Raw genomic sequence first — 22,705 nt, forward strand, 5'->3', positions numbered from 1 at the left:
TCCATCGTAAATCGTCAATCCAAAATCGTAAATCCCTACTGTCTTATTCCCGGCCGGAACGGGTTGTTGTACCAAACGCCGTCAATTTCCCGCACAATGGCTTCAATCTGCCGGTCGGTGGCGTCTTGCTGTGCGTCGTAATCTTGTTTGAGTGAGGAGCCGAAGAAAAATGCCACGGTCTGGTATAGCCGTGCATTCAGGCCGCCGCGGTATTCTTTAATTATTTCGTAGCAGTTGTTGCCGGTTTGCCGGTTGATCAGTTTCATCAGCACCCGGCCCTGGTACACCGAAAGGTTGGTAAGCGGGTCAGCAAATTGTTTGCGCAGCTCCTCTTCCTTGCTTTTGATGACTTTCCGGCGTTCGCTTTTGCCCTTGACATATTGCAGTCGGTAAGCCACCTCGTTGAGCGTCACGCCGGCCACCCGGGCATAAGGGTAAGTAACATACACCGCATTGCGCAGCCGGTTGTATTTCTGGATGGCCTGCGCCAGTGCCTCGCCGCTGAGGTTCGATACGTATACATTTTCCAGTTCTTTATACGGCATGCTTTCACCGCCGTAAATGATGGCCACCACCGTCATGGTGTCGTTGGGGCCCCATTTCCGCGCAATGGAATCGGGCACCTGAGCCAGGGCAGATCCTCCGGTAAGCAGCAGTAAAAGCAAAAAAACTGTACGGAACATATCCTTTTAAAAATACAAAGGTTCGGATGCATTAATGACACCCGAACCTCTAAAATAGCTGTATTGTTAAAGATTAAATTTTCTTTAGCGAAACCTTGTTCGTCTCGATCCGGCGCATCATAGCGATCCAGAAACCAATCACCATCATGATGGTACCGAGCCAAAGCAGGTTAATGAACGGGAACTTGTACGCCTTTAAAGTTACATATTGCATTACCGAGCTGGATTCTTTAAAACCAACCGTGGCTTTGTTGCCTTCCATTTTCTGCAATTGCAGCACCAGGCTTTCTGCAGTGATGGTGTCCGGCTCGGCCAGCACCGCGCCGCCCTTGTTGATCAGCACGGGCTTGGCCGTGTATTCCGATCCTGTTTTTGCAAAAACTTTCAGCGTGGCCAGTGTTACGCTATCCTGCGGCGTAAAGTTGGCGCCGGGGATATCGCGGTGGTTTTCGAGGTTTTGCAGCACCGCAAAACCTTTCGAGTAAAACGCCGTATCGCCTACCCGCATTTTTTTAGGCAGGAATGTGGAGGTGTCTTTGTTTTTTTCCGGGTCGGGCAGCGAGGTGATGTAGGTAAATACATCATGATCCCAATAATGCTTTGAATCGGGGTTGGCCATCAGGCCTTCGTTGCCTTTATAGTTGACAAATGCATTTGGCTTCAATACAAAGTCCTTGGTCGAGTCTTTTTTATACTCAAAACGCAGGTGGTAATACCAAAGGGGTTTTTCGGGGTGCGCTGATTCCTCTTCGTAGGTTACCCAATATTTCCCCATGTCGTTGCGCATGCCTTTTACCAGCGTCAGGTTTTCGCCGGCCTGCTCCTTACTGCCTTCGCCAAAATTGATGAAGATGCCGCTGGTGTTGTACGACAACACTTCTTTTTTAGCCGAAGAAATAAGAATACCCACCAGCATCAGCGCAAAACCCAGGTGGGCAATGGCGCCACCGGAACGGCGCATGCTGCCTTTCATGCCAGTCCAGATATAAGCGGCGTTGGCAACAGCGGCGTACACGGCAGCAATCAGGGCCAGCCAAACAGCTGCCAGGTAGCCCGCACCTTTTTCCGAATAATTGACATCGCCCAGCCAAATGATCAGCCCGCCAATCACCACTGATACGATGGCCGGAAGCCAAATCTTGCGTAGGGATTCCTTACCGGTCTGACGATACTTCAAATACATTCCAAAACCAGTGAGCAGGCCGATGATGATGGCAACAAACACCTGAATACGGTTGTAGGCAAATGCCGTGTCTTCGCCAAAAGCCAGCGGCGTAAACAGCTTGGAGTCGCTGATGAAAAACGAAGCAATGTTATTGATCACCGGAACCGAGGTCATCAGGATGATGGACAAACCGGAGAGGAACAGTACCAGCGAGCCTACAAACATCCAGAATTCGCGGGAAGAAGCTTCTTCCTCCTTTGCAATGAATGGAATGGATTTGTACCTGCGGAAAAATATAAACAGGGAGGGCACTGCAAAAGAAAAAAGGAATACCTGCAGGTGGGCACGGGTAATGCCTTCGCCGGTGAAGGCGTGTACCGAAGTATCCTGAAGATCGCCGCTGCGGGTAAGGTAAGTGCTGTACAGCACCAGCAAAAACGACAGGATAAAAAACAGGCTAGTGGTACGCAACGCATTACCGGTATGCCGGAAGATGAGCAGCGAGTGGATGCCGCCCACCAGTACCAGCCAGGGCACCAGCGATGCATTTTCCACCGGATCCCAAGCCCAGTAGCCACCAAAGGTCAGCGACTCGTAAGCCCATGCCGCACCCATCATAATGCCCAGACTAAGGGCGCCGCCCGAGAACAGGGCCCAAGGCAATGCGGGTTTGGTCCAACCGGTAAAGTCTTTTTTCCAAAGACCGCCCACCACATAACCAAAAGGAATAAGCGTGGACGCAAAACCCAGGAACAGCACCGGCGGGTGAATTACCATCCAATAGTTCTGCAGCAGCGGGTTGAGGTCGTTACCGTCCTGGATCATCGACAGGTAATCGGGTTGCGAAAAGATCGGGGCGTCCATGGTATTGCGCAGCAGCACAAACGGGTTGGAGCCGATTTTTACACCAAATAACGTGATGCCCACAACCATGGTGGCGAGGATGGCCTGCGCAGCAGAAACCACCGCCATCACGGGTGCTTCCCATTCCCGCTCCTTCCAGATCACGATCAGGCCCAGCACGCAATGCCAAATGCTCCACAACAGGAAGCTGCCCTCCTGCCCTTCCCAAATGGCCGCGAGGAGGTACTTGGGCTCCAGCGTTTTACTGCTGTGCTGCCAGGCATATTTATACTCAAAAAGGTGGTTCTGAACAATGTAGTACAGCAGCCCAAAGACGATGAACACCGACAGGGCCTCGGTAATGAAAAAGATGCGGGCCAGTTTTTTCCATTGGCGGCCTTCGTCGGCAAGAGAGCGGCTCTGTACGCTTTTAATGTAACTAAACGACGCTGCTATGGATGAAACCAAAGAAAGTAGCAGCAAAAAATGCCCGAGCTTCCCGGGCAGCAAGTGTTCGCCTACAAAATCCATCAGGGCTTAGTATTTATATTCGGTGGTACTTGATGCAGCAGTAGAAGGCAGTGCCTTTTGCTGTTGTTCGAGGTTGTCCTTGTATTTGGAAGGACATTTCATTTGCAGCTTGGTGCATTCAAAATGGTCGTTGCGCATATAACCGTTCAGGTCGATGCCTTCGCTTTTTTCAATGTCGGTGGGCTTGGCGTTTTTATACACCACTTTTCGGCTGTTGCCATCTTGGTCCAGGGCATAAAATTCAGTGTAGTTCGGATCTTTCAGCTGGTCGTAATAGATGGGCTTCGACTGGTCCAGTTTTACCTTTACTACTACAAACTGCTCCTTCTTGTCTGCGGCAGATTCAAAGGTTTCGTAGGTGGTGAGGTCTTTTATAAAAAAGGACATTCCGGAGATGCCGGCAACGATCAGGATCAACAGAACAATATGAATTTTTTTCATTGTTTCCTTAGTTGCATGCGAAGTTATGTCAAAAATCTGTCAGCAGGGAACCACTTAAACCTGTTTTGGCGCTTTTGGATTTTTTTTAGAAACCATTTGCTTTTCGTTTATTATGGCAGGGTTTGGACGGATTACGCCAAATCCACACTGGCGGCTGCTTTACCACGTTTATTGCTGGCGATATATCGTTCCGTTTATATAAATAACCGTCGCCATTTCTAAACATTTTATCACGTGGTTGATAAAATCTATCGCGTTCCATTTTTTAAATACACCGCCACCGTCTGCATCATTATGCCGAAAGCTTTTGTTACCATTTTCTTTTAGCCTTCTATTTGGTTATTGCGGCTTAACTTGCACCGCTTTAAATTTTGCAGGAATGGACCTTTCTCATTTTGACCCGGACAGCGCCGGAAATCCCAACAACAATATCTTTGGACTGCCGTTTACCGAAGCCGATGCACGGCTGGTGATTTTGCCAGTGCCCTGGGAAGTAACGGTTAGCTATGGCTCAGGCACCTCTCGTTCCTCCGAGCATATTTTCAAGGCCAGCCTCCAGGTGGACCTGTTTGACCCCGATGTGCCCGATGGCTGGAAGGAAGGATTTTACATGCGGGAATCGGACAAAAAGATCCTGCTGAAAAGCGACTACCTGCGCAAAGAAGCCGAACTCTACATCGACTATATTTCAAAAGGCGATCTGGTTGAGGACAACCAGTTTATGTGCAAAACCCTGAAAGATGTGAACGAAGGGTCGGTGTTCCTCAATAATTGGGTGTACCAGCAAACCAAGGCGCTGCTCGATGCCGGCAAATTGGTGGGCCTGCTGGGCGGCGACCACAGCTCACCGCTGGGTTTTTACAAAGCCATTGCGGAAAAATGGGGTGATTTCGGCATCCTGCAAATTGATGCACACCTCGACCTACGCGAAGCCTACGAAGGTTTTGTGTACTCGCATGCCAGCATCATGTACAATGCCCTGAAGGAAATTCCGCAATTGAAAAAACTAGTGCAGGTAGGCATCCGCGACTACTCGGGTGGCGAGGTTGATTTTGTAGCGGAGAACAGCGACCGCATTTCGGTGTACTACGACAGCGACATCAGGACACGTCAATATGAAGGGGAAACTTTCCGCCAGGTGGTGGAAGAAATTGTGAGCCAGCTGCCGCAAAAAGTATTTATCTCGTTTGATATCGACGGCTTGGACCCTAAACTTTGCCCCAATACCGGTACTCCGGTACAGGGTGGTTTTGAAACCGAACAGGTATTCTATTTGTTTAAAAAGGTAAAGGAATCGGGCAGGCAAATCATTGGTTTCGACCTCAATGAAGTAAGCATTGGTGAAACCGGATGGGATGCAAATGTGGGTGCCCGGGTATTATTTAAATTGTGCAACCTGCTGGTTTCCAGCAATCCCAGATAAATGTTTTATATTCCTGTTCAGTTATCGGGCCTAGACAAAAGGCGCAAAACCATTGGGTTGTTGCACCTTGTTGCCGGCTTTTTTTTAATTGCTAACTCAGAAAGCGCCGTGCTTGTATTGAAATACGACCGGCTGGCCGACCTAGCCCCATTATACTTTGTGGCAGCGGTATCGCTGGTGTATGGCTTTTTCCGAAAAAAGCTGGACCCGAAGGGCAAGGCCAATTTTTGGATCCGACTGCTCCAAGCGATTACCTTTTTATCGTTGGCCATTGCATTTGTGCAGGCCGAAAATTGGGGCAAGGCGATACCGGTTTTGGTTTGGGCGGCGCTGTCGGCCATGCTTGCCTTTACCGACCGGGTGGCGCTGCAAAAGCCTCAAGTGCTGGTTAGCACTAACGGACTCTCGTTTCCGAACGGGTTTGGTGTAAAAAAACTGGACTGGGAGCAAATTGAATCGGTTACGCTGCGCCCCGACTTTTTGACCCTGCACCTACCCGCCAACAAATTTTTGCAGCTGGAACTTAAAGAACCTTTGAGCCCGGATGCAGCCGAAAAGCTGCAGGATTTTTGCCGCCACCAGATTGGGAAGGCAGCCGGCCGTTCACCAATAAATCAATGACCGTGGTAATACAGCAATCGCCCTACCTGATGTACTCCGATGGCAAGGGAAATATTTTTGAAGACACCTCCCTGTATGTGGTTGGCCGCAGTGGGTGGGATGCCCTGCCCATCCCGGAAGACGAGTGGATTGAGCTGCCGGCGGGTGGCCAATTGTACGAGCTGCCGGGCCGCCGCGGCATTGGCATTGATGTACGCACCGGCGAAATGCGGCTTTGCCAGAAAGGATGGGCCGTAGCGGCTTTTGTGCCACCGGCGCATACCGGTTTTTATATTGCCGCTTACGAAACGGCCCCTGATGCACCTACCCTGCCCCTGTTTTGCTACACGGCTGCGGGTTGGCTCGACAATAAGTTTTACGTTCCGGCCATTCGCATTGAAAATGACATCCGCCAGGAATGTGGTGGTTTTGATACGGGTAAAATTGAATCTGGTGTAAGCAGCTTGATCGAGGCATACCCACACAACCGGCTGGTGAACCACCTGGCTAATAATTGTGCGCTTACCTACCACTGCCCCGCTGCCCGCAATTTTTTTATGGGCCGCTGGGAATGCCCGGTGCCGGCATCGCCAGCTTGTAATGCCAACTGCATTGGCTGTATTTCGTTCCAGCCGGAGGAAGAAAATATTGTTTCGACTCAGGATCGCCTGACTTTTAAACCTTCGGTGGAGGAAATTGTGGAGTTTACCGTTCCGCACCTGGAAACGGCGCCGTTCCCGATAGTAAGCTTTGGACAGGGCTGCGAAGGCGAGCCACTGCTGATGTGGGAAACGATCAGGGCCGCGATCATTGAAATTCGCAAGCATACCGACAAAGGCAGCATCAATATCAACACGAACGGTTCTAAACCGGATGCGGTGAAATTGCTGTGCGAAGCTGGGCTGAATTCCATCCGCGTAAGCACCAACTCGGCCCGTCGGGAGATTTACATGCCTTATTACCGCCCCAACAACTACGATTTTGACGACATTATTGAAAGCCTGAAAGTGGTGCGGAGTTATGGCGGCTGGACCTCCATCAATTATTTTGTATTTCCGGGCATGACCGATTCGGTGGCCGAATATGAAGCGCTGCGCAAACTGATCATTGACACCGATCTCCGCATGATCCAGTGGCGCAATTTCAATATTGACCCGGATTGGTACCTGGGTAAAATCGGCGTTCAGGACACCGGTGAAATTTTAGGCGTGAAGCAATTGATGGAATTGATCCGCGAAGAGTTTCCGCACCTCAAGTTTGGCTACTACAATCCCCCGATGGAACGCATTGAAGGACAATATGATCGGGATTTTGCCCACTAAAAAATAAGAGCCGCACCATTTGAAAAGTTGTGCGGCTTTTTTATTTAAAATCATTCGCTCATCCACATGCAGGCAAGCGCACTGGCACAGGAACAACGAAAGGGAATTTTATTTGCGGTAGCTGCAGCACTGCTCTGGTCGGGCAATTTTATTGTGGCGCGGGGCATCATAAACCAGGTGCCGCCGGTAACGCTGAGTTTTTTCCGGTGGCTCACGGCAATGGTGCTCTTATTGCCCATTGCATGGCCCAAAGTGCGGCAGGATTGGCCACAACTCAAGTCCAGACTCCCCTACCTTTTCTGGACGGCCCTCACCGGCATTGCCGTGTTCAACACGCTGGTGTATGTGGCCGGCCATTATTCGCCCGCCATTAACCTCGCACTTATTGGCACCACTTCCTCCCCGTTCTTTGCCCTACTGCTGGCCGCTATCTTTTTAAAAGAACGGATTGCACCGCTCAGGCTGGCGGGTATGGCGCTGAGTTTTGCCGGTGTGGTATTGCTGCTTTCCAAAGGCAGTTGGGAGGTATTGCGCCATTTTCGGTTTGCTGCCGGCGATGTGTGGGTGATGGCTGCCGCTTTTTCCTTTGCCGTATACACCATCCTGGTGCGGCGCAAACCCAAAGAACTGCAGAGCATTTCTTTCTTGTGGACCATTTTCGCGATGGGCACACTCATGCTCCTGCCCGTTTACATTTGGGAAAAAGGCACGCAGCCTGCAGTTCAGTGGACACCGGGCTTGGCGGCCGTGATCCTTTATTTAGGATTAGGTGCCTCCGTCATCGCCTTTTTGATCTGGAACCTCGCGATTGGTCGGCTAGGTGCGGGCCGCACGGCGGTATTTGGCAACCTCATTCCACTGTTTAGCACGCTTGAGGCGGTGGCCATTTTAGGCGAGCCGGTACAAACCATCCATTTGTGGAGCGGGCTGCTGATCATGGCGGGACTAATTTTGGCCAACAGCAAAAAGGCCGCGGCATAATGCCGCGGCCCATTTTAAAAAATCTTTCTGCGCTTATTTACCCATCATTACATGCCCCCGCACTTCGCCGGCGGGATACATAGGTGTGTGGATATTAAAATACCATTGCTGGTTCATCAGTTGTTGCGCTTGCTCCTCAGTAAGGGTTACAGTTTGGGATACTGACCCAGAAGTGCGGGCCGGGAAACCCGTGATGGTCACTACTGGTGGTGCCACAGACTCTGGCGTTGCCGGGCCATGAAAGTGCATCATTAGTGGATCGCCGGTAAGACGGTTCCAGGATATAGTGTAGGTAAAACGCCGGGTTTGCGGCTCGTAGCGGCCCGTCATGGAGCCGGAAGCTGCGGTTACAACGGGGGTTGGCCGCTCCTGTGCACCCGACCCGGTGCTGCGGAACAACATGGTGCCGTCGGCCAGGTCGCTTTCGTTGCTGTAGCATCCGCTCAGGCTGGTACCCAGTGCCAGCATACCTAATAACATCCAGTTCCGGAAAAATAGTCTAGTTGATTTCATATTCAAGGTTTGTAATTGTTGCTCAATTAAGCAAGGATACGTTTATATATAAAAAAGGTTGCCAGCCTTGGCATATGTTTTTACTTAAGGCTGTCTCGCTTGGTTTGCTGCAGTTATGTTTGTCCGATTACGCTTCTTTGGATTTACTGCAGTACAAATTGCCTTTTAAAAACAAATGCTGCTATCCAATGAACCGCGATCTTTTTAAACTTGCCAAAGGACTAATGAAGTAATTTTCTTTGTTAAAACAAAATGGAGATGCGGCGATTCAGGGCAATTTGTGCCACTTTTGTTTCGTTTAGCCCACATCGGAAACACCCGTTACATTTGTATGCAGAATCTATCGATCATGCTGGCAAGTTTTGAAAAAGAAAAAAACCGCAAGGCGGGTTTTGTAACCCTTGGTGTTGCAGGCGGCCTCCTGTTGCTTTTTTTTCTGGTAAAATGGCCCCTGCCCGTTGTTGACCCTCCGATACTTACCGAGGAACTGGAGGTGAATTTGGGTAGCGGCGATGAAGGTTTTGGTTCCGACCAGCCACTGTTGCCCGGCGAGCCGGCACCTGCGGCTGCACCGGCGTACACGCCACCGCAAGCCACGCAAACGGCCACCAACGATGCAAAAGATGTGGATACGGACGACCGCCCGAATAACGATGCAGTTGCCATCAGCAAACCGGCGGTAACCACACCGAAGGCTACGCAGATTTCGGAAAACAACAAGCCGGTGGCAAAACCTGTCTCAAATCCCGAACCGGTGGTTAACCCCACGCCTGCCCCGCCCAAACCACGGGCAGTGTTGGGCCGCACTGTTGGGGGTACCGGCAATGGCGGCAACGGTGCTGATACTTATCAAAAAGGCGGCAGCGAAGGCATTGCCGGCGGTACCGGCGACCAGGGACGACCCGGCGGCGACCCCAACAGCAACAACTACAACGGGCCGCGTAAAAACTTTGGTGTTCGGGTGTTGCAGATCTCCGACCAAAGCTTTGAAGATGATTTTAATGAAAACGCGAAAATAGCTATGGATGTGGAAGCCGATGCCAGCGGGAAAGTGACCAATGCTACTTTTCAGCCAAGGGGTTCCACCACCAGCAGCCGCAGTCTTATTGATATTGCCCGCAGGCGTGCCTTCCAGTTAAAACTGGGCACATCCGATGGCGGCCAAAAAGGAACGGTGATCTTTAATTTTAAAGTAAAAGGTTAACGGGATTTACGATTGACGATTTTGGAATGACGATTTTAGGGGCCGCAGTTTGCGGCCCTTCTCTTTTTGAGCACCCCAATCGTAAATCTTCAATCCAAAGTCGGCATTACGAAATCTCCCCGCTTTATTTTTGCGGTGCATGAATTATCCCGAAACGCTCCAGTATTTGTACACCCGCCTGCCGCTGTTTAGCCGCATTGGCGCAGCTGCAATGAAAAAAGACCTGCACAATACCATTGCGCTGTGCGACCACTTAGGCAACCCGGAGCGGAAAATTAAAACCATTCATGTGGCCGGCACCAACGGCAAAGGATCGGTGAGCCATATGCTTGCAGCAGTGCTGCAGCAGGCTGGCTACAAAACCGGCTTGTATACGTCGCCGCACCTCCACGATTTTAGGGAACGGATCCGCATCAACGGGCAGATGATGCCGGAGCGGAAAGTAGAAGATTTCGTTGCCGGGATCATTCCAGAAATAGACCGGCTGGAGCCTTCTTTTTTCGAGCTAACCGTGGCTATGGCCTTTCAGCATTTTGCCGAAGAACATGTGGACATCGCCGTTATTGAAACCGGTTTGGGCGGCAGGCTGGACAGCACCAATGTGATTCTCCCAGAGGTGAGTGTCATCACCAATATTGGCTTTGATCACACCGATTTGCTAGGCGACACGCTATCAAAGATCGCTGCGGAAAAAGCGGGCATTATTAAAGAAATTGTACCGGTTGTCATCGGGGAACGGCATGCAGAAACCGACCCTGTTTTTGATGCAACAGCGAAAGAAAATAATGCCGCGATCTTTTATGCCGCGGATCATTTTTCTGTAGTCGAATATAATTCAGCGCCTACGCATCTCGAGGTTGAACTTGCCGAGAAAGACGCCACCGAACCGCTGCACCTAAAGCTCGATCTGCCCGGCATGTACCAATTAAAAAATGTGCAAACTGCGTTGATGGCAATCCGGGTACTGCAGCAATGTGGTTGGAAAATATCGGAAGACCAAATTGCGTCGGGCCTTGCCCAGGTGCAAACCTTAACCGGGTTGATGGGCCGTTGGGAGGTTTTGCAAACGGCTCCGGCAGTGGTTTTGGAGGTGGCGCATAATGCGGCCGGCATGCAGCAGGTGCTCCACCATGTTGGTCAGCACCGATTTGGCAAACTGCATTTTGTGTTGGGCATGGTTAAAGACAAAGACATCGGCGCGGTGCTGCAACTGCTGCCAAAGGGTGCCGCCTATTATTTTACACAGGCCGCCATTCCACGGGCCCTGCCTACGGCAGAACTGCAATCAAAGGCAGCGCAAAATGGTTTGACCGGAAAGGAATACCCCGATGTAAATACAGCCATTGATGCGGCGCTGCAAGTTGCAAGCTCCAATGATTTAGTGCTGATTTGCGGATCTGTATTTTTGGTTGGCGAGGTTGACCGTAAACGGTTTCGTTCATCGCCGCGTTAAAATATTTAAGCCTAGCTATTATTTAAACTAAAGAAGCGTCGATCAGCCCATTTTATTCAGCCGGAGCAGCGCATAAAATATCCCGTTGGTGTGCAGGCTTTGTACAATCTCATTCTCAAGGGCCATGCGTTTTACTTCGTCCAATGGCAGCTCCAACACTTCCAAATCTTCTTCCTCATCCAAGTTTTGCGCGGCCACTTTACGGCCCTTGGTTGCCAGGTAAAAATGTGTGAAGTTGTTGGTGGTACTGGGGTTGGCACATACTTTACCCAAAAACTCCCATTGCTCAAACTCGTAACCGGTTTCTTCCAGCAATTCGCGTTGGCAGGCCTCCAACAGGTCTTCGCCTTTTTCGGCTACGCCTCCCGGTAATTCGATGCTCACCTGCTCGATGCCGTGGCGGTATTGTTTTACCATCACTACATTGCCTTCATCGGTCAGGGCAAATACATTCACCCACTCGGGATATTCATTTACATAAAATGCAGGAATTTCTTTCCCGTTGGGCAGCAGGCAATGGTCCTTGCGAACGGTAAGCCAGGGCTGGTTGAACAAATATTCAGAGTGCAGCACTTTCCATTTCATAGCGGCAAAAGTCCTTAATTAATTGCTGAAAAACATCACCAACCTTTTCGTTCACGCAAGGCCGTTATATGCGCCGTATGGTGGCGGCCATGCCAGCTGTAGCTGCCCAGTAAATCCCAAAGGGTCAGCTCTTTTTGTTGCCCCGGATGGTATACTGTTTTTTGCCAGTCCTCGTCGGTTAGGGAAAGCAGGAACGTATGCCAGCGCTGGTGCAGCGCAAACAAAAGGGTGATGGAAATATTTACCGGGAGCTGCGCTACATCGGAGGTTTCGGCCCAAAGCTGCTCTTCGTACGGTTTGATGGTTGGCGCCTGCTCGGTATAACCTAGCTTAAAGCGGATGTACGCATTCATGTGGCTGTCCGCAACATGGTGCACCAGTTGATGTACCGTCCAGCCGCCATCGCGGTAAGGAGTTTGCAGCTGCGCCTCATCCAAATTGTGGAGCGCATGCTCAACGGCGTTCGGCAAAAAACGGATATCGGCAACCCATTCTTCTTTTTGCGCAGCACTAAACGGCTTGGGCTGAAACAACCCGATGGGATAGCGAGGATCGGTCATGCGTCAAGTTTGGAGTCTGTGGTTTGAAGTGGGAAGTTTGTGGTTTGTAAATGTTCATTTTTACGTTGGAAAAAATTCGATTTATTTATCGTCAGCAAGCTAACAACAAACAACCGTCCATTATCAACAACCAACTACAAACCACAAACTAAAAGGGACCAACTAGCTTAAAATTCGGAGCAATTCAATCTCAAACTCCAGCACGGCACCGCCCGGAATGCCCGGTACGCCATTGTCGCCATAACCAAGATCAGAAGGCACCCAAATGGTGGCGCGGCCGCCTTCTTTCATCAGCGGCAACACCAACTGCCAGCCTTTGATCAACTGGTTGATGCGTGCCTGGAACGGCTTGTTGCGGCGGAACGACGAATCAAACTCTTTACCATCGAGCAGGCGACCGGCGTAGTGTGCTTCAATTTGCGTGGTTACCTGTGGTTGATTGCCGGTGCCTTCAACGGTCATTTTGTATTGCACGCCTTCGGGCAACGTTACCACACCTTCTTTATCCTTGTTTTGCGCCAGAAAATCGGCGCCTTTTTGTTTTTCTTCGTTCAGCTTTTTGCTGCGTTCTCCTTGTAAACGATCAAATAAACTCATGATTTTTTTATTTCGGCTTCGCGCAACGAATGCCCGGTTAAGTGAATAAATACGTCTTCGAGATTGGCCGTTTTCATTTCCTTGGGCCGTTCAAAACCAGTGGCCACCAACTCGTCGATCAACTGGTCGGGTGTGGCCAGGGCAATGATGGTGCCCGAATCCACAATAGCCACCCGGTCGCAAAGGTATTCGGCTTCGTCCATGTAATGCGTGGTAATGATCACCGTGGTGCCCTGTGCCCGGATGCCTTTTACAAGATCCCACAGGTTGCGGCGTGCCTGCGGATCGAGGCCCGTAGTCGGTTCATCTAAAAAAACGATACGCGGCTGGTTGATCAGCGTGGTGGCAATGGAAAACCGCTGCTTTTGCCCGCCGCTCAACTCTTTTACTTTGGCTTTTGCTTTATCGCGCAGGTTAACGGTATCAAGCAATTGCCAGGGATCTACTTTTCGGTTATACAAGCCCGAGAAAAGATCGATTAACTCGAGCAGGTTTAGCCCGGGGTAAAAGCCACTGCTTTGCAACTGCACGCCGATGATTTTTTTGATTTCATTCGGTTGCGCATCCAAATCATAACCCGCCACTGTTACTATACCTGAAGTTTTTTCGCGCAGCGTTTCAATGATTTCCAGCGTTGTGCTTTTACCCGCACCGTTCGGACCGAGCAGGCCAAAAATTTCTCCTTCATATACATCGAAGGATAGGTCTTTTACAGCAACAAAATCGCCGTAGTGCTTTACCAGGTGTTCAACTGAAATGATCTTTTTTTTATCCATGCGTAGCGGTTGCCGGCATCAGGCAATTTTCCAGTTCCTCCATCATTTGGGCGGAGCCAATAAACAGCGGGCACCGCTGATGCAGGCTGGTGGGTTGAATATTTAAAATGCGGTTCAGGCCGTCGGTTGCTTTGCCACCGGCCACTTCCACAATAAACGCAAACGGGTTGCATTCGTACATCAGGCGCAATTTACCATCCCTGTTTTGAAAAGTGGCAGGGTACATAAAAATGCCGCCTTTAACCAGGTTGCGGTGCAGGTCGGCCACCATGCTGCCGGTGTAGCGTTGCGTGTACGGTTCCTGCGTGGGCAGCTCTCCTTTTTTTTGCAGGCGGTTGATGTAGCGCTGCACGCCAGCGCTGTATTGGAAAAAATTGCCATGGTTGACCGAGTAAATTTTTCCTTTTGGGGGGCAGGTTATGTTGGGATGGCTGAGGCAAAATTCACCAATGGACGGATCCAGTGTAAAACCATTGACACCCCTGCGGGTGGCATACACCAGCATGGTGCTGCTGCCGTAAATAACGTAGCCCGCCGCTACCTGCCGCAAGCCGGGTTGTAAAAAATCGGCTTCGGACACGGGGCTGCCTTGTTCTGTAACGCGGCGGTACACGCCGAAAATGGTACCGATGGAAATGTTTACATCAATATTGGAACTGCCGTCCAGCGGATCGAACAGCACCACGTATTTGGAGTTGCGGCTGATGTCGTCCTCGAAGGGCACAAAGTCGTCGAGTTCTTCGGAGGCTATGCCCGCACAACTGATGCCGTGCCGCAGCACACCCATCAGTTGGTTATTGGCATACACGTCGAGCTTTTTTTGGGCTTCGCCCTGCACGTTGGTGGCATTGGCATCGCCTAAAATGTCCACCAGCCCGGCTTTGTTTACCTCAACATTAATGCGTTTTGCGGCAAGGCCAATATCGCGGAGCAGTGTACTCAGCTCGCCGGTGGCATTGGGAATTTGTCTTACCTGCTGGATGGTGAATTCATCCAGGGTAAGCACCTGTCTGTTAATAGGGTTCATTGCAATCGTTAATTTGAAAACAAATGTAACGAACCCATTGCAGCCGCCGGTTGAGGTTCCATGCTTTCACGTGGTCCGGGTTAACCCGGTTGCGCATGAATGGCAAATACGCTTTTGAAAACCGAGCGCCGATCATATAGCACTGCCTTCCACCACCAATGCAACGATCTGCTCGAGGTATGCCTGGTCGGCTGCATTAAATGTATCGAGGTCGGCACTATCGGCATCTAGCACGCCGATCACTTCGCTATTGCGCATCAGCGGCACTACTATTTCGGAACGCGACAAGCTGCTGCACGCAATATGCCCGGGAAACTGTTCTACATCGGGTACAATCAGGGTGCGGGCTTCGGCCCAGGACGTGCCACAAACACCGCGGCCTTTCCGAATACGGGTGCAGGCAACCGGGCCCTGGAACGGCCCCAATACCAGCTCGCCGTTTTTAACGAGGTAAAAGCCCACCCAAAGCCAGCCGAACTGTTCTTTCAAAGCCGCTGCCACGTTGGCCATATTGGCCACCAAATCCGCTTCGCCTTGCAGCAAACCTTTTATTTGCGGCATCAGGCCTTCGTACTGTTCTTCTTTGCTTCCGGTAATTATTGATAGATCTTCAGCCATGGGAACCGGTGATTTGTATGATTTGAAATGATCGCATGATTAGCGGATGCAAGTTCCAGCTTTATCAAATTGGCGGGCTGGTAAATTTTATTAAAATGTTTTTATCACAACAATCTTATTCAAGATCGTCGCAAATGGACAACATCTCAACCCAACTGCTGTTATTAGATTGACATCGACAAACAGAACTCAAATCCTTTAATACTTCCAAATCATACAAATCACCGGTTCACCGGTTCCTGGCGTCATTCACCTCAATCCAATGCCCATCCGGGTCTTTAAAATAAATCTGGTGCACACCATCCACGCGGGTAGTGATGCTGGATGGTGTGCCCGCCCAATCTTCGTAAGGCACGCCGGCTGCCACCAGCCGTTCAATGAGCGGTTGCAAAGATGCTTTCCTAAAACAGAGGTGCGTGTTTTTATTCTGCGCTACCGGCGCACCCAGGCCTACAATCAGGTGCAGTGCCGCACCGCCGCCAACCGTAAACCAGGTATGCTTGCCATCATGAAAAGGTTCGGGTATGGTGTCGAGGCCCAGCACATGTTGGTAAAAATGGGTGCTCGTTTTTAAGTTTTGTGTATACAGCGCAATATGATCGAGGCTGGTTGCGCCGGGTTTGGAAACGGTGCAGGCAGCAAATGCTACCAGCAACGAAGAAGCGATCCACCAATTTTTTAAGGACATACAAACGTTTGAATAAAAATAGTCATTCGGCTGTTGCGGCCGATTGCCGGATGTTGCTTTTGCCGAAATTCGCCACCGGCAATGAAAGCGATCCTTAAATATATCAGCAGTTACTTAAAAGATGTTTGTTGGCCGGTGCATCTTATTACGATGGCGTTGCTGTCGGTGCTGGTCTATTGCAACTATGCGCTGGGTATTAATGGCGCACTGTACCGCCTTCCGCAGCCGCTGCCTATTGTTGGCTGGTATGCATTGCTGTTAGTTGTGCTTATAGTGCCCTATGGTTTGTACCGGGCCTTTCGGCCGGGTGTTATTCAATGGAGCCGTTCCTTTTGGGCGGTGCTGCTATTGGCGCCACTGGTTTTTGCATGGAAAATGACCGCCCCGGTTCACCTGTACCAGCGGGTACCCCAACAACTATTCTGGAATGCGGTTTTTTATTTCACAGCAAAAGCTGCGATTGTTACGGGCATGTTGCTGCTCATTAGACGATGGGCTGGTGAAGATGGCGCAGTGATGGGTTTAAAATCGCCGGCGCGGGGTATGATGCCTTATTTTATTATGCTGCTACTGATGGTGCCGCTGATTGCAGCCGCAGCCACGCAGCCCGATTTTTTGCGGGTGTACCCAAAAGCATTACACATGCTGGCGCCGGGCGATGTGCAGCAAGGTTGGAAGCTTCTTCTTTTTGAAGCTGCATATGGCATCGACTTTTTTACCATCGAGCTTTTTTTTCGGGGTTTCCTGGTGATCTATTTTTCCCGCTGGGCCAAAGCGCAGGCCATTTTGCCGATGGCGGTTATTTACTGCGTTATTCATTTTGGCAAGCCGCTGGGTGAATGTGTGTCTTCATTTTTTGGGGGCATGTTGCTGGGCATTGTATCGTATCATACCCGGTCGATTTGGGGCGGGCTGGCGGTGCACCTGGGCATTGCCTGGCTGATGGAGTTGGCGGGCTGGGTGGCGAAATACCCGGTGTTGCCGTGAGCTGGAAGTTGATGTTTGGATTGTGGTGTTGGTAAATGCTTAATCCGCTAGTCGGAGCAAATAGCTTGATCTTTTTTTCTTTCGTATCAATACTCTTTTTAAAAAAGCGGCCACTTGCCTTTGTCATGCTGAGCGCAGCGAAGCATCTGAGTATTGTAGTGACAAAATCTGTTGTGCAAAAAGCAGGCTTACTTTTTCTTTGAAACTTGTGCTGGTACAGGCTCAGATCCTTCGCTGCGCTCAGGATGACAGGGGCAAAAAGCGTGGGTGGTGGGCAAAGGGTGAAGCGAGTAGAGTCGTAAAAAAGCCGGATAGCGAAACCGAACGCCGAAGTGTGCGACGCAACGAAAGTTGAACAGCAATACTGGAGCTGGCTACATAAAAAAACAGCCACTCCAACGGGAATGGCTGTTTGATCAACGAAAGAATATTTTTCCAACAAATTCACGGCAAAGAAAAAACTGCAAGCCAGTAAGCCGGATTCTGTGTTCCGCGTTGCGGCGGAATGCTATCATTTATCTGCGATGGCTGTTGCCAGCCACCTGTATCTGCCTACCCTGGACCGTGAACAGCCAAAGCTGCTGCAGAAACGGGCCGCTTCCAACCGGTCCTATACATGGCATTTCAGCACGCAAGGTTTACCCACCCCATTTGTCTCCAAATGAGGCCGTGGGCTCTTACCCCACATTTTCACCCTTACCGGCGGTTAGGCCGGCGGTTATTTTCTGTGGCACTGGCTCGCTTTGCCCTGCGGCAAAGGTCCTGCCGTTAGCAGGATGCGCTGCCCTACGCTGTCCGGACTTTCCTAATAACCAACAGGTTACTCGATAGCTCGGCTTGCAGTGCCGCAAAGATAACCCGGGCCTGCGTAGCCAAAGGCTTAAAATTCGGCGTTCCGTTTTTAAAAATAGATTTCCGTGGCGCCGTAGCCATACGCCGGGTGGTAGCGATTGACAAACGATTTCACTTCGCGTTTCAGGCGCAGCATGTCGTGGATCTCATCACGCAGCTTGCCGGTGCCTACGCCATGGATCATGATGAGGTGCGGCAGGTGGTGCGCCACGGCCAGTTCGTACCATTTTTCAAACTCGCGGAGCTGGATCTCGAGGATCTCCGGGTTGGAAAGGCGCTCCCAATTGTCTTCCAGCTTTTCGATGTGCAGGTCCACCACGGAGCGGGCCGGTGGCAGGTGTTTTCGGGCTTCCTTGGCGTTGTACACTTTTACGCCTTTGGCCACCAGCGAGCTCAGGTCGAGCATGGCGGGTTCTTCGGCCGTGGCCTGCGGGTAGTGCTCAAACAGGCGGTATTTAAAACTGGCCTCGCCTTTTTGCTGCATCTGTGCAATCTGCTGGAATATCTGTTTGCCTTTGAGTTTCAAGTTGGCTTCGTAAAAAGGCGCCAGGCCTTTTTCGGCTTGTGGCAATGAAAACTCGAAGGCAAAATTTGGGTTGTCGCTCATGTCGCCAAACGGAATATCGTGCAGGTAAAAATCCTGCTGTGGCGCAATGTCGCCTTTCAGCTCAAACTCGGTATCGCCAAAAAATTGGAGCTTATATACAAAATTGAAACTCCGCTCGGTGCGGTTAATGAGGTGCAACTTGAGCAACTCCACTACGTCATCGCCAAATTCGTCGGAGTCCATTACGGGTAAAAACGATAGCCAGACGCCGTCCACAACTTTGGGTTGCGGCGTTTTGTCCTTGCGCAGGTTTTCCACGTAGGTTTTTTCCTTTTTGGGCGGAAACATCTTCTTTTCGGAAAACCGCTTGAAATAAGGAAAATCAAGCTGGTCGATGTACGCCGGGAATTTTACCCCCCGCACTTCCACCATCACCATTTGCTTGTTGATGATGTCGATCACCTCTCCTTCTTCGTTGGAATGCAGCACCAATACCTTATCGCCGATCTGAAACTTCATGTGTTTTGCCTTCTACTTTAATCTGCAAAAATAATACGTAAAAATGCCCCGGAGCGGGGCATTTTCTTAAAGCGTTCCTATATGTGTCGGCCATGTATCAATGAAGGCCTTGCTTTGCTGAGTTATGTCGGTAGCGCTTACTGGAATTTTGCAAAAAACGTTCCTTCCGTCACTTCCAGTTCGTTGCCATCGAGGCTATAAGCTTTGCCGGAAAAACTGCCCCGAACCGATTCGCTGTTGATGCGGGAAAGGTTTACGGTCAGTCCCGTTTGTGTAGTGGCAAACAGCGTGGAAAATTCTTTGCCGGTATCATCGCGAAACATCATGGCCGGCGTATCGCTATCGGGCACTTCGCTATAAGTTTGGGCAACCACTGGCTCGTCATCGGCCACCGTTACCACAATGCCTTCGGGGTTGTTTCCTGCAAGGTCGGCCTGGCCTTGGATGGTTACGGTAAACACGCCGCCTGCGGTGGATGTTGTGGCCAGCACTACATCGGTATATTCCCGAACGGTACCGCCCACTTTAAAACGAACGAAATAAGCTGTTTCGGTTTCCTGTTCAAATGAGTTTTCTTTAGAGCAACTGGTGGCCACCAGCACTACTGCCATCAGGCCGAGTAACAATTTTTTCATTGGGGAATGCTTTAGGGTAAATAGAGCGACGGGCACACGTCAACACTTTCCATTTTCATGCCGCCCCCTTTTTGTAGAAAATGCGGCATGTTGGGTCAAAACTACGCTCAACTCTTCCTTTGTCGGATTGCAAAAATGTGGAAAGGTTTAATCCGGTGTGGCAACGGCTTTTGGTTGCAGATGGCTATTTCGGTAACCATAAATAAAATACACCACCAGGCCAATGGCAAACCAAATGAAAAACCACATCCAGTTGGAAGCAGACATGCCGGTTAACAGGTACAAACAGGTAACCAATCCTAAAACCGGGATCAACGACAGTTCGCGGAAAAAGCACATGATGGCGAGCATAATGTTGACCGCCCAAAAAATAATGGTGGCGATCTTGGTGGCTGCGGTCGGGAAAATATGCGTTTTGCCATCAGTGGCAGCGGAGTAGTCGCTGAAATCACCGTTGAACATTTCTGTGAAATATTGCGGCGTCAGCAGTGCAAGCAAAATCAGCACACCAATGATCACCGGCGGAAAAACATATTTGGCATTGACAAAAGGCATGTTGAACCGGCCGGGTATTTTTTCCTTGCGCGGAATAAGCAACACACCACCGCACACCAGCACAAAGGCAAACAGGGTTCCGATAGAAGTAAAATCGAGTACAAATGTTTTGTCGGTAAACAGGAGCGGTATGCCCACCAACAAGCCGGTGAGTATTGTAGAAAACGAAGGGGTTTTAAACTTGTGGTGGATCTGCTGAAAACGTGGCGGCAGCAGGCCATCGCGGCTGATGCTCATCCAGATGCGGGGCTGGCCCATTTGAAAAACCAGCAGTACCGAGGTCATGGCAACGACCGCCACCAGCGAAACCAGGAACTGCATCCATGCAACGCCTTTCGCTTCAAAAATAAAAGCCAGCGGATCGCCAACACCTTCAAAGCGGCGGTAATCAAGCACGCCGGTCAGCACCAGCGAAAGCAGTATGTAAATGATGGTACATAGTACCAGCGAAAAAATCATCCCGCGTGGCAAGTCGCGTTGCGGGTTTTTGCTTTCCTCTGCCAGCACACTCACGGCATCAAAACCAATATAAGCGTAAAATACACCAGACACTGCCAGCATCATGCCGCCAAAGCCGTTGGGTAGGAACGATTTAACCCCGGTGTTGTTTACCGGCGTCCAGTTTGCCGTATCAATGTAAAAAGCACCCACAACAATCACCAGGAAAATGACGGCAAGCTTCAGGATCACCATCACGTTGCTAAAGTTGCGCGACTCTTTTACACCGCGATAAACCAGGAACGTAATGAACATAACAATGGCAATGGCCGGCAGGTCAACGATCATGCGGAGGCCGCCGATGCGTGGTGCATTCTGCCAGGCTAAAATTGATTCCTGATGGTCGGAACCTGCTTCCACTGCGTGTTGCGCTTCTTTATAAGACGTAGAAAAATATTCGGGAATATGCCAGCCAATGCGGTCGAGCAGCGAGGTAAAATAGTCGCTCCACGAAAAGGCCACATAAATGTTGCCGATGGAATATTCCATGATCAGCGCCCAGCCAATGACCCAGGCAAACAGTTCGCCAAACGATGCATAGGCATACGTGTAAGCACTGCCTGAAATAGGAATGCGGCTGGCAAACTCGGCGTAGCACATGGCGGTAAAACCACAGGCAATGCCGCAAATAATGAACAGCAAAATAACACCGGGTCCGCCGGTGAATACTGCTGCACCCAGGCTGCTGAACGACCCGGCACCGATGATTGCCGCAATGCCGAAAAATGTAAGATCCCTTACCGTAAGTACCCGCCGCAGGGATTCATGCGAATGCGTTTCCGCATCTTTTTTTTCGTGCATGAGGTTGTCGATGGACTTACGTCTGAACAGGGAATAGGACATTAAGTGCAGAATTTAGTGCGGCAAAATAATGCAATGGATTGAAAACTGCGGGAGAAGTAGTTGGGAGTTGATCGTTGACAGTTGGGAGATTAAAAGAATTATTGGATTATTGAATTATTCACTATTGTTATTGCCTTTACGAAAGGCATACGGCGATGAACCTAATAATCAGTAATGAATAATAAATAATCTCCAACCCAAATCACTAATGCTCCCGCTGCACTAAGTACAACGCCAGTTGGCGCAGTGGCTCTTTACGCGACGAGGTTACGGCAATATCTTCGAGGTGCTGTAATGCCTGATGCAAATAATTGTCCTGCAGTTCGCGGGCCCATTGGTCCACACCGGTTTGCCGGAACAGTTGCAACACATCATCCACTTTATTGTCGGAGTTGGTCAGCATCAGGTGCTGCAGCGATTCTCGCTGGCCCTTGTCCGCTGTTTGAAGCGCATGAATCAGCAAAAATGTTTTTTTATTGGCCTTGATATCGCCGCCTACCTGTTTGCCAAACTTTTCCGGGTCGCCAAAAGCATCCAGGTAATCGTCCTGCACTTGGAAGGCCAAGCCTACTTTGCGGCCAAATTCGTAAATCAGGTCCTGGTTGCGTTTAGATGCGCCACCCAGTATGGCACCTAACTTCAGCGATCCAGCCATCAGCACCGAAGTTTTGAGGCTGATCATGTGTTCATATTCCTCAAGCGTCACATCGTCGCGCTGCTCAAAATCCATATCCAGTTGCTGTCCTTCGCACACCTCGCGGGCTGTTTTATTAAACAACCCCAACACGGGCACCAAAAAGTTTGGCGAAATTTTACGGAGGTTTTCGTAAGCCGCCACCAGCATTACATCGCCGGCAAGCAGCGCCGTGCTTTCGCCATATTTATGGTGCACGGTGGGCATGCCGCGGCGCAGCGGCGCCCGGTCCATAATGTCGTCGTGAATCAGCGTAAAATTGTGGAACAACTCAATGGCCGTTGCCACTTTCCAGGCATCGGGCACAATATTGTCGAACAGCTCGTTGCCCATCAGGCAGCCAACGGGCCGCACCCTTTTTCCGCCCAGTTGCAAAAAGTAGCGGTTGGGCTGGTATAAGGTGGCCGGCTCCTGCGGAAAATGGTCCTGCTGAAAGTATTCGGTAAACTGCGAAGAAAGCTGTTCAAATGTTTGCATGTGATAATGGTGGGGCGCAAATATAAAAAGGCAAGTGGTTTGGTTAACGAAGCAACACAACAAAGCACTCCGGCTTTTGTTGCGGCGG

General features: G+C 50.4%; 22 protein-coding genes and 1 other RNA gene. 7 read left to right on the forward strand and 16 right to left on the reverse strand.

The window, feature by feature from the left end:
* Positions 1-35: 35 nt before the first annotated feature.
* From EPD17_RS13450 to EPD17_RS13460, 3 genes are all read right to left on the reverse strand, one after another.
* Positions 36-683 (reverse strand): DUF4294 domain-containing protein, encoded by a 648-nt coding sequence (locus EPD17_RS13450; protein ID WP_132054974.1) that lies wholly within the window; start codon positions 681-683, stop codon positions 36-38.
* A 73-nt stretch (positions 684-756) separates the two neighbouring features.
* Positions 757-3,222, reverse strand: a complete 2,466-nt coding sequence (ccsA, locus tag EPD17_RS13455) for a cytochrome c biogenesis protein CcsA (protein WP_132054976.1) — start codon at positions 3,220-3,222, stop codon at positions 757-759.
* Positions 3,223-3,228: 6 nt separating this feature from the next.
* Positions 3,229-3,663 (reverse strand): cytochrome c maturation protein CcmE domain-containing protein, encoded by a 435-nt coding sequence (locus tag EPD17_RS13460; RefSeq protein ID WP_114233818.1) that lies wholly within the window; start codon positions 3,661-3,663, stop codon positions 3,229-3,231.
* Positions 3,664-4,042: 379 nt separating this feature from the next.
* Here EPD17_RS13460 and EPD17_RS13465 point away from each other — a divergent pair, with 379 nt between their 5' ends.
* The 4 genes from EPD17_RS13465 to EPD17_RS13480 all read left to right on the forward strand — a co-directional run bounded on the left by EPD17_RS13465 (position 4,043) and on the right by EPD17_RS13480 (position 7,989).
* Entirely contained in the window at positions 4,043-5,086 is a 1,044-nt protein-coding gene (locus tag EPD17_RS13465) for an agmatinase family protein (protein ID WP_132054978.1), read from the forward strand.
* On the forward strand, positions 5,087-5,707 hold the full coding sequence (locus tag EPD17_RS13470) for a hypothetical protein (RefSeq protein ID WP_132054980.1): 621 nt from the start codon (positions 5,087-5,089) through the stop codon (positions 5,705-5,707).
* Positions 5,704-7,008 carry a radical SAM protein gene (locus EPD17_RS13475; protein WP_132056291.1) on the forward strand — a complete coding sequence of 435 codons (1,305 nt, stop codon included), beginning with the start codon at positions 5,704-5,706 and terminating at the stop codon, positions 7,006-7,008. The genes EPD17_RS13470 and EPD17_RS13475 overlap by 4 nt, the downstream gene beginning before the upstream one ends.
* 66 nt (positions 7,009-7,074) lie before the next feature.
* Positions 7,075-7,989 (forward strand): DMT family transporter, encoded by a 915-nt coding sequence (locus EPD17_RS13480; RefSeq protein ID WP_132054982.1) that lies wholly within the window; start codon positions 7,075-7,077, stop codon positions 7,987-7,989.
* 33 nt (positions 7,990-8,022) lie between these two features.
* Here EPD17_RS13480 and EPD17_RS13485 read toward each other — a convergent pair whose 3' ends face one another.
* Positions 8,023-8,502, reverse strand: coding sequence for a CHRD domain-containing protein (locus EPD17_RS13485; protein WP_132054984.1), 480 nt, complete (start codon positions 8,500-8,502; stop codon positions 8,023-8,025).
* A 331-nt stretch (positions 8,503-8,833) separates the two neighbouring features.
* Between EPD17_RS13485 and EPD17_RS13490 the strand changes: the two genes are divergently transcribed.
* On the forward strand, positions 8,834-9,706 hold the full coding sequence (locus EPD17_RS13490; protein ID WP_132054986.1) for a hypothetical protein: 873 nt from the start codon (positions 8,834-8,836) through the stop codon (positions 9,704-9,706).
* Between the two features lie 139 nt (positions 9,707-9,845).
* Positions 9,846-11,159 (forward strand): bifunctional folylpolyglutamate synthase/dihydrofolate synthase, encoded by a 1,314-nt coding sequence (locus EPD17_RS13495; RefSeq protein ID WP_132054988.1) that lies wholly within the window; start codon positions 9,846-9,848, stop codon positions 11,157-11,159.
* Positions 11,160-11,201: 42 nt separating this feature from the next.
* Here EPD17_RS13495 and EPD17_RS13500 read toward each other — a convergent pair whose 3' ends face one another.
* The 7 genes from EPD17_RS13500 to EPD17_RS13530 form a co-directional block, all read right to left on the reverse strand.
* Positions 11,202-11,744: an NUDIX hydrolase gene (locus tag EPD17_RS13500; protein WP_132054990.1), complete on the reverse strand. Its 543-nt coding sequence runs from the start codon at positions 11,742-11,744 to the stop codon at positions 11,202-11,204.
* Positions 11,745-11,779: 35 nt separating this feature from the next.
* Positions 11,780-12,304 (reverse strand): YfiT family bacillithiol transferase, encoded by a 525-nt coding sequence (locus tag EPD17_RS13505; protein ID WP_132054992.1) that lies wholly within the window; start codon positions 12,302-12,304, stop codon positions 11,780-11,782.
* A gap of 162 nt (positions 12,305-12,466) precedes the next feature.
* Complete coding sequence (locus EPD17_RS13510) at positions 12,467-12,901, reverse strand: FKBP-type peptidyl-prolyl cis-trans isomerase (RefSeq protein ID WP_132054994.1); 435 nt, start codon at positions 12,899-12,901, stop codon at positions 12,467-12,469.
* Positions 12,898-13,677: an ABC transporter ATP-binding protein gene (locus EPD17_RS13515; protein ID WP_132054996.1), complete on the reverse strand. Its 780-nt coding sequence runs from the start codon at positions 13,675-13,677 to the stop codon at positions 12,898-12,900. Before EPD17_RS13515 ends, EPD17_RS13510 begins: the two co-directional genes overlap by 4 nt.
* Positions 13,670-14,704, reverse strand: coding sequence for a class 1 fructose-bisphosphatase (gene fbp, locus EPD17_RS13520; protein WP_132054998.1), 1,035 nt, complete (start codon positions 14,702-14,704; stop codon positions 13,670-13,672). Before fbp ends, EPD17_RS13515 begins: the two co-directional genes overlap by 8 nt.
* 132 nt (positions 14,705-14,836) lie before the next feature.
* Positions 14,837-15,322 (reverse strand): GAF domain-containing protein, encoded by a 486-nt coding sequence (locus EPD17_RS13525; RefSeq protein WP_132055000.1) that lies wholly within the window; start codon positions 15,320-15,322, stop codon positions 14,837-14,839.
* A gap of 229 nt (positions 15,323-15,551) precedes the next feature.
* On the reverse strand, positions 15,552-16,010 hold the full coding sequence (locus tag EPD17_RS13530) for a VOC family protein (protein ID WP_132055002.1): 459 nt from the start codon (positions 16,008-16,010) through the stop codon (positions 15,552-15,554).
* 81 nt (positions 16,011-16,091) lie between these two features.
* On the opposite strand from EPD17_RS13530, the gene EPD17_RS13535 reads away from it, so the two are divergent.
* Entirely contained in the window at positions 16,092-16,997 is a 906-nt protein-coding gene (locus EPD17_RS13535; protein ID WP_132055004.1) for a CPBP family intramembrane glutamic endopeptidase, read from the forward strand.
* A 456-nt stretch (positions 16,998-17,453) separates the two neighbouring features.
* Here the strand turns inward: EPD17_RS13535 and rnpB are convergent.
* The 5 genes from rnpB to EPD17_RS13560 form a co-directional block, all read right to left on the reverse strand.
* Positions 17,454-17,841, reverse strand: an RNA gene (gene rnpB, locus EPD17_RS13540) — RNase P RNA component class A.
* A gap of 57 nt (positions 17,842-17,898) precedes the next feature.
* Entirely contained in the window at positions 17,899-18,915 is a 1,017-nt protein-coding gene (locus EPD17_RS13545; RefSeq protein WP_132055006.1) for a Smr/MutS family protein, read from the reverse strand.
* Positions 18,916-19,052: 137 nt separating this feature from the next.
* On the reverse strand, positions 19,053-19,550 hold the full coding sequence (locus tag EPD17_RS13550) for a hypothetical protein (RefSeq protein WP_132055008.1): 498 nt from the start codon (positions 19,548-19,550) through the stop codon (positions 19,053-19,055).
* 147 nt (positions 19,551-19,697) lie between these two features.
* On the reverse strand, positions 19,698-21,446 hold the full coding sequence (locus EPD17_RS13555; RefSeq protein WP_132055010.1) for an APC family permease: 1,749 nt from the start codon (positions 21,444-21,446) through the stop codon (positions 19,698-19,700).
* A gap of 205 nt (positions 21,447-21,651) precedes the next feature.
* Positions 21,652-22,617: a polyprenyl synthetase family protein gene (locus EPD17_RS13560; RefSeq protein ID WP_132055012.1), complete on the reverse strand. Its 966-nt coding sequence runs from the start codon at positions 22,615-22,617 to the stop codon at positions 21,652-21,654.
* Positions 22,618-22,705: the final 88 nt, after the last annotated feature.

The sequence above is a fragment of the Pseudocnuella soli genome (genome assembly GCF_004347775.1).
Taxonomy (GTDB): Bacteria; Bacteroidota; Bacteroidia; order Chitinophagales; family Chitinophagaceae; genus Flavisolibacter; species Flavisolibacter aquaticus.

Bases quoted from the DNA above. Each gene is read 5' to 3' on its own strand.
- EPD17_RS13505 (WP_132054992.1), bottom strand. From the start codon at position 12,304: ATGACCGATCCTCGCTATCCCATCGGGTTGTTTCAGCCCAAGCCGTTT.
- EPD17_RS13510 (WP_132054994.1), bottom strand. From the start codon at position 12,901: ATGAGTTTATTTGATCGTTTACAAGGAGAACGCAGCAAAAAGCTGAAC.
- EPD17_RS13550 (WP_132055008.1), bottom strand. From the start codon at position 19,550: ATGAAAAAATTGTTACTCGGCCTGATGGCAGTAGTGCTGGTGGCCACC.
- fbp (WP_132054998.1), bottom strand. From the start codon at position 14,704: ATGAACCCTATTAACAGACAGGTGCTTACCCTGGATGAATTCACCATC.
- EPD17_RS13495 (WP_132054988.1), top strand. From the start codon at position 9,846: ATGAATTATCCCGAAACGCTCCAGTATTTGTACACCCGCCTGCCGCTG.
- EPD17_RS13545 (WP_132055006.1), bottom strand. From the start codon at position 18,915: ATGAAGTTTCAGATCGGCGATAAGGTATTGGTGCTGCATTCCAACGAA.
- EPD17_RS13530 (WP_132055002.1), bottom strand. From the start codon at position 16,010: ATGTCCTTAAAAAATTGGTGGATCGCTTCTTCGTTGCTGGTAGCATTT.
- EPD17_RS13560 (WP_132055012.1), bottom strand. From the start codon at position 22,617: ATGCAAACATTTGAACAGCTTTCTTCGCAGTTTACCGAATACTTTCAG.
- EPD17_RS13470 (WP_132054980.1), top strand. From the start codon at position 5,087: ATGTTTTATATTCCTGTTCAGTTATCGGGCCTAGACAAAAGGCGCAAA.
- EPD17_RS13515 (WP_132054996.1), bottom strand. From the start codon at position 13,677: ATGGATAAAAAAAAGATCATTTCAGTTGAACACCTGGTAAAGCACTAC.
- EPD17_RS13475 (WP_132056291.1), top strand. From the start codon at position 5,704: ATGACCGTGGTAATACAGCAATCGCCCTACCTGATGTACTCCGATGGC.
- ccsA (WP_132054976.1), bottom strand. From the start codon at position 3,222: ATGGATTTTGTAGGCGAACACTTGCTGCCCGGGAAGCTCGGGCATTTT.
- EPD17_RS13490 (WP_132054986.1), top strand. From the start codon at position 8,834: ATGCAGAATCTATCGATCATGCTGGCAAGTTTTGAAAAAGAAAAAAAC.
- EPD17_RS13480 (WP_132054982.1), top strand. From the start codon at position 7,075: ATGCAGGCAAGCGCACTGGCACAGGAACAACGAAAGGGAATTTTATTT.
- EPD17_RS13465 (WP_132054978.1), top strand. From the start codon at position 4,043: ATGGACCTTTCTCATTTTGACCCGGACAGCGCCGGAAATCCCAACAAC.
- EPD17_RS13460 (WP_114233818.1), bottom strand. From the start codon at position 3,663: ATGAAAAAAATTCATATTGTTCTGTTGATCCTGATCGTTGCCGGCATC.
- EPD17_RS13535 (WP_132055004.1), top strand. From the start codon at position 16,092: ATGAAAGCGATCCTTAAATATATCAGCAGTTACTTAAAAGATGTTTGT.
- EPD17_RS13485 (WP_132054984.1), bottom strand. From the start codon at position 8,502: ATGAAATCAACTAGACTATTTTTCCGGAACTGGATGTTATTAGGTATG.
- EPD17_RS13555 (WP_132055010.1), bottom strand. From the start codon at position 21,446: ATGTCCTATTCCCTGTTCAGACGTAAGTCCATCGACAACCTCATGCAC.
- EPD17_RS13450 (WP_132054974.1), bottom strand. From the start codon at position 683: ATGTTCCGTACAGTTTTTTTGCTTTTACTGCTGCTTACCGGAGGATCT.
- EPD17_RS13525 (WP_132055000.1), bottom strand. From the start codon at position 15,322: ATGGCTGAAGATCTATCAATAATTACCGGAAGCAAAGAAGAACAGTAC.
- EPD17_RS13500 (WP_132054990.1), bottom strand. From the start codon at position 11,744: ATGAAATGGAAAGTGCTGCACTCTGAATATTTGTTCAACCAGCCCTGG.